Below are 16,509 nucleotides of genomic sequence, written 5' to 3' on the forward strand. Positions count from 1 at the left end.
AGGCCGAGTGGAGGTTCTGCGCAGTGGGCAACCCGGCATGGATGCCGGGTTAGCCGCCCCCGGCCATGGATGGCCGATGGCGGCGGGCCCACGGAGCAGGACCGGAGCGAGGGCATGGCGAGCATTAGCGAGCCACCGTACGTCAGGGGCAAAGCCTTTTGGTTCCTTTTCGGCGTTTGGAAAAGGGACTCGCCGTAAGGGCGAAACCGCCAGCCGCCGTCACCGCAGCAACGGATATGCCCCCCATCCAATCCCCAAAAACTATGAAGCCGAACGCACCGAACCTTGCGACACACCAGTCGGCTGCAGCTTGAACACATAAAACAACACCGTCAGCAGCACCAAAAACGCCGGCCCCACATACAGCGCCACCCGAGTGTCCGGAAAGTACGCCATCAACCCAACCACCAACACCAAAAACGCCAGTGCCAGATACGAACTCACCGGGTACAACCACATCTTGTATTTCAACCCGGCCCGCTCGCTGGCGCTCAGACCTTTGCGAAACTTGAGCTGAGCCAGCAGGATCATCACCCAGGTCCAGATCGCGCCGAAAGTAGCAATGGCCGTCACCCAAACGAAAACCTTTTCAGGCACCAGGTAATTGAGCAGCACCCCCAGCAACAAGGCGAAAATCGACAGCAACAGCGCGCGACGCGGCACCCCGTTGTTCGACGTCTTGGCAAAACCGGCCGGGGCCTGGCCATTCTGCGCCAGGCTGTAGAGCATGCGCCCCGTACTGAAAATGCCGCCATTGCAGGACGACAGTGCAGCAGTGATCACCACGAAGTTGATGATGCCAGCGGCAGTCTTGATGCCCAGACGCTCAAAGGTCATCACAAACGGACTGCCCTGGGTGCCGATTTCACTCCACGGGTAGATCGACAGAATCACAAACAGCGCGCCGACGTAGAACAGCAGAATCCGCCAGAACACCGAGCCGATCGCGTTGGGAATGGTCTTCTGCGGGTTCTTCGCTTCACCGGCGGTCAGGCCGATCATCTCGACGCCGAGGTAGGCGAACATCACCATTTGCAGGGACATCAACACGCCTTGCACGCCGTTCGGCATGAAGCCGCCGTGAGCCCAGAGATTGGAAATCCCCAACGCCACGCCGTCGTTGCCGAAACCGAATGCGATCACGCCGACGCCGCCGATCACCATCGCAATGATGGTGACGATCTTGATCAGGGCGAACCAGAATTCGAATTCACCGAAGGCCTTTACGGCGATCAAGTTGATCGAGCCCATGCTGACCAACGCGGCGAGTGCCCAGATCCAGCGCGGGACCTCGGGAAACCAGACGCCCATGTACACCGCCACTGCGGTGATTTCCGCGACACAGGTCACCAGCCACAGGAACCAATAGTTCCAGCCCGTCAGGAACCCCGCCAACGGGCCAAGGTAGTCTTGGGCATAACGGCTGAAGGAGCCGGCGACCGGGTTGTGCACAGCCATTTCGCCGAGGGCGCGCATGATCACCAGGATCGCCAGACCGCCGATGATGTAGGACAGCATGATGGCCGGGCCAGCCATTTCGATGGCCTTGGCCGAACCGAGAAACAGACCGACACCGATACAGGCACCGAGTGCCATCAAGCGAATATGCCGTTCGCCGAGTTCGCGTTTAAGCGGGCCGCCCTGAGCGGTCTCGCCGTGGGGCAGGTGATTGCCGACTGGCATAGGGGTACAACCTCGTCTTGTTATTGGATATGACCACCGAGTGTCGAAGCGCTGACCGATAAGCCATTGCTTGCCTGAAACCGGACCTGCTTCGTGGGCAGAACCGTCCTGCAGGGCAAAACCCTCCAAGATCAGCGGGACGTGCAGTCTAAAAAGCTTCCAGCAGGATATTTCACTCTACAACCCACAATATTCAGCGAGAACTCTCGGCAAAAGCGCGGTTTTTGGAGGTGCATTACCTAACTTTTTGTAGGAATTTTTACCGCTAAAGCGGCGCGGAGTATTGCACAGCATTGGTGCATCGTCATGCCCCTACCTAGGCAGCATTTACGTGGCGATGGCTCTAGTACGGCTCCTACGGATCGGGGACACTGTCCAAAATATCGGGCTCACCTCCCCCCTGTAGGAGCCGGCTTGCTGGCGATGGCGCCCGTGAAACCGCCATCGCCAACAAGCCAGCCCCCTGCAAAGAGAACATTCGCTCACGCCCCGTCAGGGTGAATATTCGATATCCGGGTGTTCACAATTTTTTCACCGGCAGCATCCACCGTCTAAGCTTCAAACAAGTCCGATCAATCTGCGTGAATGGATCAGTCGACTATGGGCGCGTTATGGCAAACCGATACGAGTAAAACTGTGGTCCCGACTGAACGTGTGGATGAAGCGCCTATCCCCGAAAAACCCCGTCGTAGTCGTACCAAACACGGGTGGAAGGCGTTTTGGTTGCTGGTGTTGATTATCCTGATTGCTCTGGGGTTGGCCGCTGCTAGGGAAATGCGTACCTCGAAGTTCCAATCCCGGGAAGCCAGCAAATATGCCGCTACCCTGAGTTACGAACTGAAGCCAGGCCCAAGCGATGCCATTCGCTATCCAGGGGCCGGCCCTTTTGACTTGCGTCTGGGCTACAGCTCTCTGGGTGAATTCCTGCCGCGCCTGATCAAGCGCGACTACGTCGTTGCGGCACAGACCCGCTTCTCCCAACCGTTGATGGACTACACCGACAAAGGCTTTTTCGTACCCTATGCGGAAAAGATCCAGGCAGGATTGTCGATCACCGATTGCCATGCGGCGCCGCTTTATCAGTACAAATACCCGCAGCAGCTCTATTCAAGCTTTGACGCGATTCCGCCGGTGGTGGTCAGCAGTTTGCTGTTCATCGAAAACCGCTTCCTGCTCGACCCTCGTCAGCCCCGGGCCAACCCCGCCGTGGATTGGCCACGTTTCGGCATGGCGGCGTGGTCGCAGGTCGCCAAAATGCTGCACATGCCTGGCCAATCGGCGGGCGGCAGTACCCTCGCGACGCAACTCGAGAAGTATCGACACTCGCCCGACGGCTTGACCGTGTCCGGCGGGGAAAAAATCCGCCAGATGATTTCCGCCAGCGTTCGTGCCTATCAAGCGGGGCCGGAAACGCTTGCGGCGCGCCAGAACGTGGTGCGTGATTACCTCAACAGCGTGCCCCTGTCCGCCGTGCCCGGCCACGGGGAAGTGCACGGCATGGCCGAAGGTTTGCGTGTCTGGTACGGCGCCGACTTCAACAAGGCCAACGAACGGCTGGCCAGTACCGACACGGATCCAAAGGCCATGGCGGAAAAAGGCCTGGCCCTGCGTGAGATGCTCTCATTGATGATTGCCCAGCGCCGCCCTTCCCACTACCTGACCAAGGGCCGCGATGAGCTGGCCGACCTCACCGACAGTCACATTCGCCTGTTGGCGCAAAACTTTGTGATCGACGCGCCGTTCGCCGCCGCCGCATTGGCCAGCAAAGTGACCTATCGCGACTGGCAGACCCAGCCGACCATTCAACCGATCGAAACCAACAAAGGCATCAGCGTGGCGCGCAGTCGCCTGGGCGGGTTGCTCAATCGTCCGCTGTACGACCTCGACCGCCTCGATCTCTCCGCCACCAGCACCCTGCAAGGCGAACTGCAAACCCAGGTCACCGAGTACCTCAAGCACTTGGCCGACCCGGCGTTTGCAACGCAGATCGGTTTGATGGGCGAACGCCTGCTCACCCCCACCAGCACCACGCAAGTGCGCTACAGCTTCACGCTGTTCGAACTGACCCCGGACGGTTCGCGGGTGCGCGTGCAGACCGACAGCACCGATCAGCCATTCGATATCAACGAAGGCAGCAAACTGGAATTGGGCTCCACCGCGAAAATGCGGGTGCTGACGACTTACCTGCAAATCATTGCCGAGCTGCACGACAAGTACGCCGAAATGACCGTCCCGGAACTGAAGAAAGTCGACGTCCCGGATCAGGATCGCCTGAGCCGCTGGGCCGTCGATTACCTGATCGAGAACAAGGACCACAACCTGTCGGCCATGCTCAGCGCCGCGCTGGACCGCAAATACTCGGCCAGCCCCGGCGAAGCCTTTTTTACCGGCGGCGGGCTGCATACCTTCGTCAACTTCCGCAAGGAAGACAACGGTCGCATACCGACCTTGCGCGATGCCCTGCGCGAATCGATCAACCTGCCGTTCATTCGGCTGATGCGCGATCTGGTGCGCTACACCACCTACTCCGGCCCGAACAACAGCGCCGCCCTGCTTGGGGACGACCGCGATCCTCGGCGTCAGGAATACCTGGCCGAGTTCGCCGACCGCGAGGGCACTTCGTTCCTGCTGAAGTTCTGGAAGCGCTACAAAAACAAGGACACCCAGGCACGGCTCGAAACCTTCCTCGACAGCATGCGCCCGACGCCGATTCGCATGGCTGCGGTGCATCGCTACCTGTTGCCGCAAGCCAGTCAGGAAAGCTTCAACACCTTCGTGCGCTCGCACCTCTCAGGCGCCAAGCTCACCGAGAAACTCACCGACGAACGCCTGCAACGGCTTTACGAAAATTACAGCCCAGGCATCTACGATTTGCCGGACCAGGGCTTCATCGCCAAGGTCCACCCGCTGGAATTGTGGCTGATCGGTTATTTGTTGAATCATCCTGACGCCAAGTGGAGCGAAATCGTCAAGGCCAGTCAGTTTGAACGCCAGGAAGTCTATAGCTGGCTATTCAAAAGCAAGCATAAGGGTGCCCGTGATGGCCGCATCCGCACCATGCTGGAGATCGAGGCCTTCCTCGACATTCACGCGCGCTGGCAGAAAGTCGGCTATCCGTTCGATCACCTGGTGCCCTCGCTGGCCACCGCCATCGGCAGTTCCGGCGACCGCCCGGCCGCGTTGGCGGAGTTGATCGGCACCATCCTCAACGACGGCGTGCGCATGCCGACGCTGCGTATCGACAGCCTGCATTTCGCGGCGAATACGCCCTATGAAACCAAGCTGATCAACGACCCGGATGTGGGTAAACGGGTGATGCCGTCCGAAGTGGCCACGGCCATGCGCGAGGCCTTGTCGCACGTGGTGGACGCGGGTACGGCCAAACGTGTTTCCGGCAGTTTCATCACCCCCGATGGCAAGCCGCTGGCCATGGGCGGCAAGACCGGGACCGGTGACAACCGCATCGAAGCCATTGGTTCCGGAGGGCGAATCTTGAGTTCGAAGTCGATCAACCGCACGGCCACCTTTGTGTTTTATATCGGCGATAGCCACTTCGGTACGTTGACCGCATTCGTACCCGGTCGCACGGCCGAAGCCTTCAAGTTCACCTCGGCCTTACCGGTGCAAGTGCTCAAGGGCATGGCACCGATTCTCACGCCGTATCTGCAACCGGGCACACATACGCAATGCCTGCCCGTGGAGGTCGCACGACGCTGAAAAACGATGGCGGTAAATAGTTATTTTCGGCATTGAAAATTCCAATGCTTTGCCGGGAAGAACGCGTTTCAAGCAGCTGGAATTCAGACTTTTACTTTGAACCTCGGGCGTTAGGCTGGTCACTCCACTTAATGCTCAAGGTTTATTGAAAGCATGACTGACTTACACGGACGTATATCAGCGCTACCGTCACCCGTGGCCGACGACAATAAAGGTCACCATTACGCGTTCATCAAGAACCGTATCCACCCCGTTTTCAAAGGCGCTTCAGTGCGACGGGCTCATGAACTGAGCCGCACACAAACGGCTTCAGGACATTGGGTCCGAAGCGTCACAGACTTCGACCATGCGCCGTTACAAAAAGCCAATCTTGACCTCTGGTCCGCGCAGAATGCAGTCGACCGGTTCATGGATGAAGTGCAGGACGTTTACACGTTCGCCAAACCGTTACTCACCGACGCACTGCAAAAAAAATTCAACGTCGATGTCGATGTCACCCGCACGTTCCTGCATCTGTACTTACCCAAAGCACGCCCGTGGTATGTCTTCGACGTCTCCGGCGGTGTTGTTACCCGAACCGTCTCATTGCTGGACGCCGCCCTGCACAACTTCGCACGTCACGAAACCTGCGAACCGGACTCGGTCTTCATCAGCCAGCCCGACGCACGCGGGCACTTCGACGTCCTGCCGATCAAACACAAAATGTCCATTGCCCAGTTCCAGAACCTCTGCCGCGAACTGGACATCGGCGCGCGCTACACGAAATACCTCGAAGAACAGTTGCTGCCCAGTGACGGCCTCGCCCGAGGTTTATTGAAGTTAAAAATCGTCGAGAGCGAGAAAGCCGCGTTCAAAGCCGCCGCCCAATTGGCTGTTCTGAAGGGCGACATCGACGCCGAGGCCAGTGACCTGATCCTGAAAATGCTTGATGGCCAGCGCAACCTCACCCGTAAAGGCCGGGTGATGCAATTTGCCGAACTGTCGATTCTCGACAGCCCGCTGAGCGCAATCGTGTTGATCACACCCAGGCCGGAACAACACATCCGTGAGGTGACGCCGGTGATTGTTTACGTCCCCCAGGACCCTGAGCACCCACTGAAAGAGTACCCCTCGACCGTCGCGTTCATGAATGAACTGACGCGCCAGCTGCGCGACAACAACGTCGTTTCATCCACCGGCATGACCTACCAGCAGTACTTCAGTCGGTTCGTCGATCAATCGGAGCGCGGGCATTTTTTCGGCGGGCTGCAGCAACGTCTGTTCGAGGTGAAATGGCATCAGAAAGCGCCGCTGGAGCAGGGCCCGAGCTGGCGGGAAGTGCCCGTCGACAAACCCAATCTGCATTTCAAGGCGGCACCGATCCAAAGCGAACTCTGGGAATACCTCTTTCAGCAGAAGCTCAATAAAGTCCTGAATGACGCCCGACACATTGCCGTGTCCACCGCCGATAGCGATAGCAATGCCCGATGGGCCTGGTGGGAAAACTTCAAGAAAATAGTCTCGGACATCTTCAACGTCGCGCTGATGGTCGTCACGCCGTTCGTTCCGGGGCTGGGTGAATTGATGATGGTCTACACGGCGTATCAGATGGCCAGTGACGTCATCGAAGGCATCCTGGATATGACCATGGGGCTGTGGACTGAAGCTGCCGAACACATCATCGGCGTAGTGACTGACGTCATTCAGTTGGTAGCGTTCGCCGCCGGGGTGAAGATCGGCAACGTTGCGCGCCTGAAGCTTTCGCCGCTGATCGAAGGCATGAAACCGGTGGCTCTGCCCAATGGCGAACCACGGCTTTGGCATCCCGATCTCAAGCCTTATGAGAGGCCGGATGTAAAACTGCCCGCTAAAGCGAAACCTGACGCATTGGGTCTCCATGCCCACGAAGGCCAGGACATTTTGCCGCTGGATGACAAACACTATGCCGTGCAAAAAGATCCGCAAACCGGCAACTACCGCGTCAAGCACCCGCACCGCGACAACGCCTATTTACCCGAGTTGAAACATAACGGCCAGGGCGCCTGGACCCACGAAGCCGAGAACCCGCGAGCGTGGCAGCGCCCGACGTTGATGCGTCGCCTCGGCCATTCCGTGGACGGCTTCAGCGACGCAGAACTGGACCATGTGCGCATCGCCAGCGGCACCGACGACGCTGCGCTGCGCCGGATGTACGTCGACAACACGACCCCGCCACCGCTACTGGACGACAGCCTCACACGCTTGAAAATCCAGCGCCAGACCCGCGAGGCCATTGAACGGATTCGAACAGGTCAAGCTCTGGCCCCTGCCTCCTGGTGGTTTGAATCTCTGGCGACTTACCTGGACGGCTGGCCTGTGGATAAAGCCCTGAAGGTTTACGAAGACGCCGACATGACCGGGCGCTTTCGCCAGTACGGCAATCCCGAGGCGAGCGAGGCGCAGACACTGTCCACCAGCCAGTCGCAGCTCATGAGCGAACAGTTTGCGCCGAGGCTTGTCGAGTTTCTCAGTGAAGAAGAGCTGCAAGCGATGCTCGGTCGGTCAACCGCCAAAAGTGAACAGGTGCAAGCCCTGCGCAATCGACTGGCGGACGAAGCCAATCGATTGAACGCAGACATCGTCAATCAGCTTTACCAAGGTGCAGAAGCGTCCGACGACCCGCAGGTCCGACTCATTCGCCAGACATTCCCCGAGCTGCCGACCCGCGCGGCACAGACGCTGCTGAACAGTTCCGACGCGGCCGACCTCACGCGCATGACCCAGGAACGACGCCTGCCGTTGAGCCTAAAGAGCCGCGCCCGTGAAGCCGCCTTCGAAGCCCGGACCAACCATGCGTACGAGGGCTTTCATGACGGCGCGCAGTGGGTGGCGCAAACCGAAAGCCTGGTGCTGAATGCGCTCAGGATTCATACCGACACCTTCGCGCAATTGCGTATCGAGGTGCGTGAAGGCAACGATGCCGGACCACTGCGCGGCAGCGTGGGGGCACATGATGCGGCGACGGTGCGGGTGCTGGTCAAGGACGACGCCAACCGGTTCGAAGTCTGGGACGCCGACAACCACAAACTGCACGACGCCGCTGATTTTTTCGAAGCCGTGCTCACGGCGTTACCGAAAAACAAACAGGCGCAGTTGGGTTATCGGCCAGGCCAGGGGGCGTTTTTCAAGCAATGGGTCATGGCCAGGACCGATACTCCGGCCGAACGCCGCACCGCACTCGCCGCCCCGCCGATCCGCCCGATGGCGAACCACGAAGACATGATGCTGTTGCGCGGTCCCGGCTTCTCCATCACTGCCGCCACGCTCACCGAACGGGTGCAGGATGTGTACCCGCACTTCAACGAACGAGAGGTCGCTACCTTCGTTCGATCCCTGGGTTCGCCAGAGCAAGGACGTCAGACGCTGACGAGGCTGGATCGAGAGCTCGATGACCTGCGCGTGATACTCAATCGGTGGCAATACCAGCGGCCGGAGACATGGGGGCCTGATCGACAAGGGTTCGTACGCGGTGGAGGACAGCACATTGCCGAACGGCTCATCGATTGTTTCAAAAGAAAATCCACCGTTTTCGGTGAGCGCAGTACCACGGTCGACGGCGGTTATGCGCTGGACCTGTCCGTAGAGTTCGATGTGCCCGACCTCGAACGCTGGTGGAAGGAACTGCCGCCGGATATCAAACATTACGTCGATCAGATCAGCACCCTGAATCTGGATCGCACCCACTTTTCCGAAACCTCTTCCGGCCTGTTGGGCGAATTCCCGCACCTTCGTCAACTGAGCGCCCGCAACTGCGGGTTGACGCGACTTCCCGAGACCATCGGCAAGATGCACCACCTGCGGACGTTGCGGCTGATGAACAATGACATCACGTTGACGCCGTCGGCCGTCGAGCAACTGCGAAACCTGACTTACCTGGAAACCATCAGGCTCGATGACAACACGCGGCTGGGCAATCTTCCGAACGTCGGACGCATGCCCAAACTGAGAATCCTGAGTTTGAGCAACACAGGGGCAACCACCTGGCCCGATGGCCTGTTCGGGCCCTTCAGCAAACGTCGACCACGGGGCTTCTATCTGGATTTGCAGGAGAACCCGATCAGCGTCATTCCAACGGTCGTGCCAGGCTCGGAGGAGGCCTTCCTCGTGGCGCGGACCCGCTTGTTTCCAAAGAGACTTTCGCAGGAAAACCAGATCACGTTCAAAGCCTATCGGCGTTCGGTCGGCATTGCTCCCGACCAGCCCTATGTCGATGCGGCCGCCAACACGATGCACCAATGGCCGACGAAGGACGACTCTGTCTGGTGGAGTCCCGAGGTCGGAGGGCTGGGTACTTTCCGCGAGGACGCCTGGCACGATCTGATGACCGAGCCTGGCTCCGAAGATTTCTTTGCCTTGATCCAGAAACAGACACTCTCCGCCGATTACCGCGCCGGCGGTGAATTGCGCCAACAACTCAGCAGCCGGGTATGGCGCATGGTCGAGGCCATCGACCTGGACACTCCGTTACGCAACGAACTGTTCGAAATGGCCAAGGCGCCCACCACCTGCGCCGATGCCGGGGCCCAAGTGTTCAACCACATGGGCATCAAGGTGCTCGCCTCCGAAGCCTACGCCTTGTCGACGTCCAACGCCGTCCTCGAAAACAAACTGGTGAACCTGGCAAAAGGTGCCGCTCGCCTCGCCCGCGTGGATGACATCGCCCGTGCGGATTTCGGCGGCCGTGAAGGCACTCCCGATGAGGTGGAGGTTTACCTCGCCTACGAAACCGGCCTGGCTCAACGCCTCGGCTTGCCGTGGCAATCGGAGTCGATGCTGCATCGCCCCTTGGCCCGCGTGAGCGCCAAGACCCTCGACACGGCTTTCGATACAGTGATGGCGATGGAGGCCGGCGACGGTTTGATCAACGACATGCTCGAACAGCCGTTCTGGGAGAAATACCTGCGTGACACTTACCCGAACGAGTTCAGGCGCAATGCCCGACTGTACGAAAGCAAAAGCGATTTGCTGGATGAGTTGCGCGAAGCTCAGCACGCCTGGGCAAGCTCCAAAAACCAACAGATTGCGCAACGACGTGCGCTCAAGCAGCGCCTGCAAGACCTCGCCCGCCGCCTGGATGTCGATGACAGTGTGGTGCTCACCGATGAAGACATGAGTGATGAGGTCTACTTCCGACTGCTTCACGACATGGGCTACGAAGAAAAAGAGCTGAGCAGAAAACTGACCCGCGCAGCGCTGCAGAAAGCCGCAGAGCAATAATCGGCAACCCCTGATGCATCGGACGATGCATCAGGGTTCATGCCTTAACCCACTTCGGAATCCCAGATCACCGTGACATTGCCCGAATAAGATCTGGCGACACCGGGCTTGAGCATTTCGTCGACTTCGTCCTGCGCGACCTCGAAATGCAGCGTTCCCGGTTTGCGATCGACATAAAAGCGCGGCTGGAACAGCTCGGTGCCACTGCCGTCGCGCCGCAACGGCCGGTGACTGACCGGTTGCGCGGCGGCATCCACCAGGCCATTGGGCAGGGTCACGCTGACGTCTAGCGGCACGACATGTCCTGAAACCGGATCACGCACCGCGCAGCGATTGCCATCCAGGCTGTACTGACAGTCCAGACTCATTTTGAAGCGACTTGACGATGACACATTGAATGTCTGATCCCGGAACAGCCGTGTCGGCTTGCGCCCCTGTGTCAGCCAGGCTTGCCAGCCACCCTTCGGGACCAATTCGACGCGATTGCCGCCCGGTGGAATCTCCACTTTGAGCGCATGTTCGACACTTAGAGTGAAATTAAGGCTTATCAAATCGTCATCAGGCAACATGATATCGCCCATATCAAAATCGCCAAGAGGACCCACGACATAATTCAAAACACCCCTGTAAGTTCCCGTCGACATCTGCAAGGGATTGGGCGTTGCCAGCTCGTATGAAAAGCTCATATTTTCATAGGCAAAACCATAGTCTTGCGTTATCGGCAACTGAGCTTGCTTCGAACAAACACCTCCATCCGCCGGGATCCTCCAGAAAAAAGCGAAATAATAGGCGTTGCCGTAGCTCGTTCCACCCTTGACACAGGGTGGCGACGGCCATCCCCAGTGGTCGATCCAGGTGCTAGAGTCAAGAGGTGTCTTGATTGTATAGGCCGCCCCGATTCCGCTGAAACGCATTCTGACCGTCGCAGACTCACCCGTTTCATCATGAATGACCGTCGTGTCCTTCCATGAGGACGGAAGCCGAAACATAGGCCCCTGGCGTTCTTCGTGCAAAGCCTGAATGGGCGCTACAGCCCTGAACCGGATCGGCACCCCAATACTGAAGACACCAGGCCCACAGTACGTTGGGTGCTCTTTGCAATGACCACCTTGCGGTGTGGTGTTCTCGAAAGCATTACGCATGGGGTTTGCCGGATCAGGTCGAAACACGGCACTCATTTCCAGGGTGACTGCGAAAGCCGAACCCGTAGCTCCAACAATCAAGCTCACCAGGGCAAACAAGATTAACGATCGCAATCGTTTGGATGATTTCATCAATACGAACTCCACCGTCCCATTAGAACCATGCCAGCACTTTCCCGGCATAAACATACGAAAACATCTGCTGCGACAAAACCAAACATCTATGCCCCCGGCAACACTGCGTTGAAAAGCAAGTTGACGCTGCCGAAATAACTGCCCGGCTTATAAACCCCATCGACAGGCGGCACCGGCGCGATCTCCAGCAACACACGTTTACCCGGCGCGGCCTCGCTCATCGACACCACCTCGCTACTCTCCAGTTCGCTCAGCAACTTGCCGTTGAACAGCACGCGCAATCCAATGTCATCGGCCGCGGTCCCGTTGGACAGGTAAGGCCGGCCCTCAAGCCGGGCTTCGATGGAGCCGGCTTCATTCTTCACATCGAAATACTTGCGCAAGCCGCCCAGGGTCGAGGTCGCCAGATTCCACGGCAACCGCTGCTCGCGGTGAATCCAGCCGGGGTCTGCGGGAATGACGTAGAACGCCTGGTTCGGAATCGTCACGAACACGTCGAAGTGGTGCACTTCGCGGGCAGCAAACGCTGAATGGCAGGCCACTGCCGACACCATCAGAACCATCAGTTTTTTGAACATGGTCATCAGCCCTTCACATCGAGTTTCTTGCTGCTCTCGCCTTCAACCAGTGTGAAGCGATACTCGCGACCGGCTTGTTTTTCGAACTGAAAACTGCGGCCCGCGAGGATGTGATGCTTGGTGGTCGGCATACACTCCTGCTCGTTCTTGACCGAGCAATCCTTGAACTCATCGATCACCACCACGGTGTTGCCGTCGTTGCGGATGCGGTAATCCTTCGCGCCGTTCTCGATCATGCTGGCGTAACGCGTGTCCTTGGGCCGGACGAAAAACACCGCGCCATACCCGGCCAGCACCGTGACCCCGGCGGACAGGGTCTTCTTGTATTCCTCACGCTCTTCGCCAGAGACTGCGAACTCGTCTTCTTTCTCCGGCACCACCGGCACGAAACGCACGCGGAAATAGCGCTCGCGGTCGCGCTCGCCCATGTACAGCAACCGGGTGCCTTGCATGCCACTGGCAGGCACGATCAGCCGCGCCGGGCTGGCCATCAAGCCGTCCCGGGCGCTGCCGTCGGCACTGGATTTGAGCGGTACTTCCTGCGACTTTCCGTCAGCGTCGTAAAGGATTTCCAGGATGTTGACCTTGACGAAAGCGGTGCTGTCGCCGCCATTGAAGACACGTTTCAAATAGGTACTTTTATCACCGTCCAGGTAGTCGTAAACCGTGCCGATATTGATGCTCGGCCCGGCGTGTGCCGTCTGCGTGAACAAACAAAAACCAATCAGTGCCAACCGACGTTTCATCGTCATTTACCTCGTAGATAAAGTGCGTATTGCCGGGCATCAGCCTGCCGTCGGCGTCCCTGTCGCTGCGTCAGCCAACGTATCCGGCGTGCAACGCAGGTCGCCGATCATCAGCACATTGTTTTCCGTGCGGCCACGGCTCGGGTCGAGCCGGAACTGGCACAGCAACTGGTTGCCGTGGCGCACTTCCAGGGTCGGTGAACCGGCGTTCATTTCCATGGAGAAGAAGCCGTCCACTTCACTGACCCCGCGACTGGCGTGGTTGATGATGTGATGGCCCTTGAGCGGGCTGCCCTGGTAGTCCACCAGGCGACCGAGCACGGTGAGGGTTTTCATCACGCGAACCTGGCGATACTCGACGCCGCCCTTGTTCAGGTGATAGCTGGAGCGGGCCGGCTGGATGGTCGCGGCCGGCACGTGATTGCCCTCGAAATCGAAACTGACCGAGCTGCTTTTGTAGGCGGTGATCGGCACGAAATTGCGCCCCGGCCTGAGCACCGCGCTGCCACCGCTCAAATCGTCGGCGCGCAGGGCGATGTCATCGATGTCCGATTCGACATCGATGATCATGCCGGCACCGTTGCGGTGGTACTGGCTGGTCACGACCATTTTTTGCCCGCCGACGGCGACGGTGCTGTCGAGGTTCAGGCCACCGGTAAAGTCGTTGTTGAATGAGGAGCGCTGGATAAAACCGTCAGCGTTGACCCGCTCCGATTGCATCGTCGCCATCGCGTTCATACCGATGCCATAGGTGTCGGTGATTGCTGTGGCGGAAACGCTTTGCAGCAGGTGATCCTGCAAGTCTTTGCGGTAGGTGACCGAGGCATTGTTATCGCGTCCGCCGTCGCGATCGGTGCGGGTGCCGATGCTGCCGGAGATCTGTTCGCCCGGCCCGCCCAAGGCGATGTTGACGCTCAGGTCGACACCACGATTGCGGTCATTACCCGAGCTGAAACTGCTCGGCCTGTCGAACAGCGACAAGCGCCAGTTGGCGTCGCTGCCGAACAATCGGCCGCGCTGGCTCCAGCCCAGATCCACGCCGACGCCTTCGGTGTTGCCCTCGCTGTGGGACACCCTGGCATTGACCGAACTTTTGCTGGTGAGCCGATGGTTCAGCGACAACGACGAGTTGCTGGTCTGGCCGATAAATACGTTGCGCTGTCGTACTCGCGTGCCGTCCGGCAGCGTGTCGTAGAGCCGGGTCGTGTCGAGCCAACTGCGGTTGTGGCTGGCGACGATGCTGCCGCTGCCGTAGGAATAAAGCCCCTGCACGTCGAAACCGGTGCCGTGGTCCTCGGTCTTGTAGACGTTGGCATAGACGCTGGCATTGTTGACGACGGCCCAATCGACCGAGGTGCCGTATTGCAGGCTGTCACGCACCTGTCGCCCCGACAGGCCGAGGATGACTCGCGGGTGCAGCAGAAAGTTGAAGGCGGCACCGGCCGTCATGTCGCCGTCGTTCTGATCGTCCCAGTTGCTGAGAAATTTGGATTCACGCCCGGCGAACAGGTTGTAGCGCCATTGCTCGTCGTGGTTGCGCCAGTTGTTCGGTTTGTAGACCAGCTCCTGGGTGCTGGAGGTGATCTGGCCGTCTTCGATCAGGCGCACTTCCACTTCATAGATACCGCCGGGCAACGGCCGCGTGTCGAGAGTTTGCAGGCCGGCGGGCATCGCCTGCGTATTGATCAGCAAACCGTCGCGGTAGATCTCCACCGAGCCCTGGCGATTGGCGGTGACGTAGATCGGGTAGACCGCCGGCGTCGGCTGATTGATGGCCAGGCTGTCGGAGCTGCCGTACATCACACCCAGCGCCGTGTCGGGACTCGCGCCGAAGGAGCGCGGCTGGCGAGTCAGCCCTTCGGAGGTGGGGGTGAAATAGCCCAGGCGCACAAAGCTGCCTTCCAGTTCACGCTGGGTATAGAGCTCATGCACGGCGTGATAGGTCTGGTTATCCACACCGCCCAGTCGCGACAGTTGCAGGTTCACCGCTTGAGTCCAGTTACCGAGGCTGCTGCTGGCTTCAAGACCATAGCGCCCGCCAAGGTCCTGGTTTTGCCCGCCGTTGAGGTTCAACTGGTTGCGCACGATCAAGCCGGTGCTGCCGCCTTCGGGCTGGTTGTAATAACGCTGGACCTGATCGTCGCGCTCGGCGTTTTCCGTGAGGATCGACACCAGCGAGTTTTCCAGGCTGTAGTGCACGGCCAATAGCGACTCGGGGCATTTCGCCTCGCAGTTGCCCAGCGCCACGCCTTGCTTCAAATAGCTAGACCAGGTGTCGCGTTCACTGGCTTTGATCGCGCTGTCACTGACATCGGTGAAGTCAACGAGGGTGATGCGGTCGTCGCGGGTTAATACGACCATCGCCTCCCCCAGAAATTGTTGATCAAGTTCCACGCGCACCGCCAACGGTACATCGAAGAAGTGTTCTTCGAACTCGCTCGGTAAACCCTTGGCCTGCGCCAGCAAACTTCGAGGTGTATGGCCGTTATCCGCTGGCGCGGCCAGGGCAGTTGCGCAAAAACACAAGGCAAGCGCCGTCGCGATGGGAGTCATCGGGAACATGAAAGAAATACTCTGTGGATAAAGACGGTGAAACCCGATCGACAGGGATTACAACCCTATCGATCGGTGCGCGTTATCAAGCAAGAACTTGCTGACAGAACGCTGTCATTCAGATGCGCGGAATGGCATCAAACATGACGACGGGGTTGGCGGTGTAAATACCCACCTGATTGTTGCCCGGCTTTTCTGCAGTAATCACCAGGTCGGCGCGCATGCCACCGTTGGACTCGACGTCGCCGACCACTTCCTTCGAATCGGCAGTCAGTACGGTGCCGTTGAAGGTGTAGGTCAGCGGAATGTTCAAGGTCGCATTACCGTTGAACAGCGGCGTCGGGCCGCCGACGACGTATGCCCCCACCGAGCCGTTGGTGTGCTGGATATCGTAGGTGCCACGGACCTCCGACAGGGTGCCGGCGCCAATTTGGTACTGCATTCTTTCGTCTTTACCGAAGTTCAGGTCCACGGGTTGAGCGTGAAACACTTTGCTCGGGATTTCCGCAGTGATGTTGATGGAGGTGCGCGATTCATCCGCAGCGAACGCCATCGAAGCACTCAGGGCCAGGAGGGTCATCGGAACGGCGATTGCAAACTTCTTGAACATTGTTTAGTACCTGTCTTTTTCAAAGGATTGGTCCGTGGAAAGCGTGAATCGTCCCTATCGCCGGTTTAAATAGTGGCAATTTGGCTCAACTTTCGACGAGGAGAATGATC

8 protein-coding genes are annotated in these 16,509 nt (G+C 58.8%); 2 read left to right on the forward strand and 6 right to left on the reverse strand.

Annotated elements, in window-relative coordinates; genetic code table 11:
* Positions 1-261: 261 nt before the first annotated feature.
* Positions 262-1,683: an amino acid permease gene (locus tag KGB25_RS25235; RefSeq protein ID WP_223437173.1), complete on the reverse strand. Its 1,422-nt coding sequence runs from the start codon at positions 1,681-1,683 to the stop codon at positions 262-264.
* A gap of 600 nt (positions 1,684-2,283) precedes the next feature.
* On the opposite strand from KGB25_RS25235, the gene KGB25_RS25240 reads away from it, so the two are divergent.
* Entirely contained in the window at positions 2,284-5,400 is a 3,117-nt protein-coding gene (locus tag KGB25_RS25240; RefSeq protein WP_223437175.1) for a transglycosylase domain-containing protein, read from the forward strand.
* A 408-nt stretch (positions 5,401-5,808) separates the two neighbouring features.
* Positions 5,809-10,635 (forward strand): NEL-type E3 ubiquitin ligase domain-containing protein, encoded by a 4,827-nt coding sequence (locus tag KGB25_RS25245; RefSeq protein WP_411740740.1) that lies wholly within the window; start codon positions 5,809-5,811, stop codon positions 10,633-10,635.
* A gap of 44 nt (positions 10,636-10,679) precedes the next feature.
* Here the strand turns inward: KGB25_RS25245 and KGB25_RS25250 are convergent, their stop codons facing one another.
* The 5 genes from KGB25_RS25250 to KGB25_RS25270 form a co-directional block, all read right to left on the reverse strand.
* Positions 10,680-11,909, reverse strand: coding sequence for a hypothetical protein (locus tag KGB25_RS25250; protein ID WP_223437179.1), 1,230 nt, complete (start codon positions 11,907-11,909; stop codon positions 10,680-10,682).
* A gap of 89 nt (positions 11,910-11,998) precedes the next feature.
* Positions 11,999-12,490: a CS1 type fimbrial major subunit gene (locus tag KGB25_RS25255; RefSeq protein WP_008043445.1), complete on the reverse strand. Its 492-nt coding sequence runs from the start codon at positions 12,488-12,490 to the stop codon at positions 11,999-12,001.
* Between the two features lie 5 nt (positions 12,491-12,495).
* Positions 12,496-13,236: a hypothetical protein gene (locus tag KGB25_RS25260; RefSeq protein WP_008043444.1), complete on the reverse strand. Its 741-nt coding sequence runs from the start codon at positions 13,234-13,236 to the stop codon at positions 12,496-12,498.
* A gap of 39 nt (positions 13,237-13,275) precedes the next feature.
* The gene (locus KGB25_RS25265) at positions 13,276-15,798 is read right to left on the reverse strand and encodes a CS1-pili formation C-terminal domain-containing protein (RefSeq protein ID WP_223437181.1); all 2,523 of its coding nucleotides are present in this window, start codon (positions 15,796-15,798) and stop codon (positions 13,276-13,278) included.
* A 109-nt stretch (positions 15,799-15,907) separates the two neighbouring features.
* Positions 15,908-16,399, reverse strand: coding sequence for a CS1 type fimbrial major subunit (locus tag KGB25_RS25270; RefSeq protein WP_223437183.1), 492 nt, complete (start codon positions 16,397-16,399; stop codon positions 15,908-15,910).
* Positions 16,400-16,509 lie beyond the last annotated feature (110 nt).

Origin of the sequence: Pseudomonas sp. BF-RE-21 (genome assembly GCF_019947305.1) — a bacterium.
GTDB lineage: Bacteria > Pseudomonadota > Gammaproteobacteria > Pseudomonadales > Pseudomonadaceae > Aquipseudomonas > Aquipseudomonas migulae.

Coding starts and splice junctions, on each gene's coding strand:
- KGB25_RS25235 (WP_223437173.1), bottom strand. CDS start 1,683: ATGCCAGTCGGCAATCACCTGCCCCACGGCGAGACCGCTCAGGGCGGC.
- KGB25_RS25240 (WP_223437175.1), top strand. CDS start 2,284: ATGGGCGCGTTATGGCAAACCGATACGAGTAAAACTGTGGTCCCGACT.
- KGB25_RS25245 (WP_411740740.1), top strand. CDS start 5,809: ATGGATGAAGTGCAGGACGTTTACACGTTCGCCAAACCGTTACTCACC.
- KGB25_RS25250 (WP_223437179.1), bottom strand. CDS start 11,909: ATGAAATCATCCAAACGATTGCGATCGTTAATCTTGTTTGCCCTGGTG.
- KGB25_RS25255 (WP_008043445.1), bottom strand. CDS start 12,490: ATGTTCAAAAAACTGATGGTTCTGATGGTGTCGGCAGTGGCCTGCCAT.
- KGB25_RS25260 (WP_008043444.1), bottom strand. CDS start 13,236: ATGAAACGTCGGTTGGCACTGATTGGTTTTTGTTTGTTCACGCAGACG.
- KGB25_RS25265 (WP_223437181.1), bottom strand. CDS start 15,798: ATGTTCCCGATGACTCCCATCGCGACGGCGCTTGCCTTGTGTTTTTGC.
- KGB25_RS25270 (WP_223437183.1), bottom strand. CDS start 16,399: ATGTTCAAGAAGTTTGCAATCGCCGTTCCGATGACCCTCCTGGCCCTG.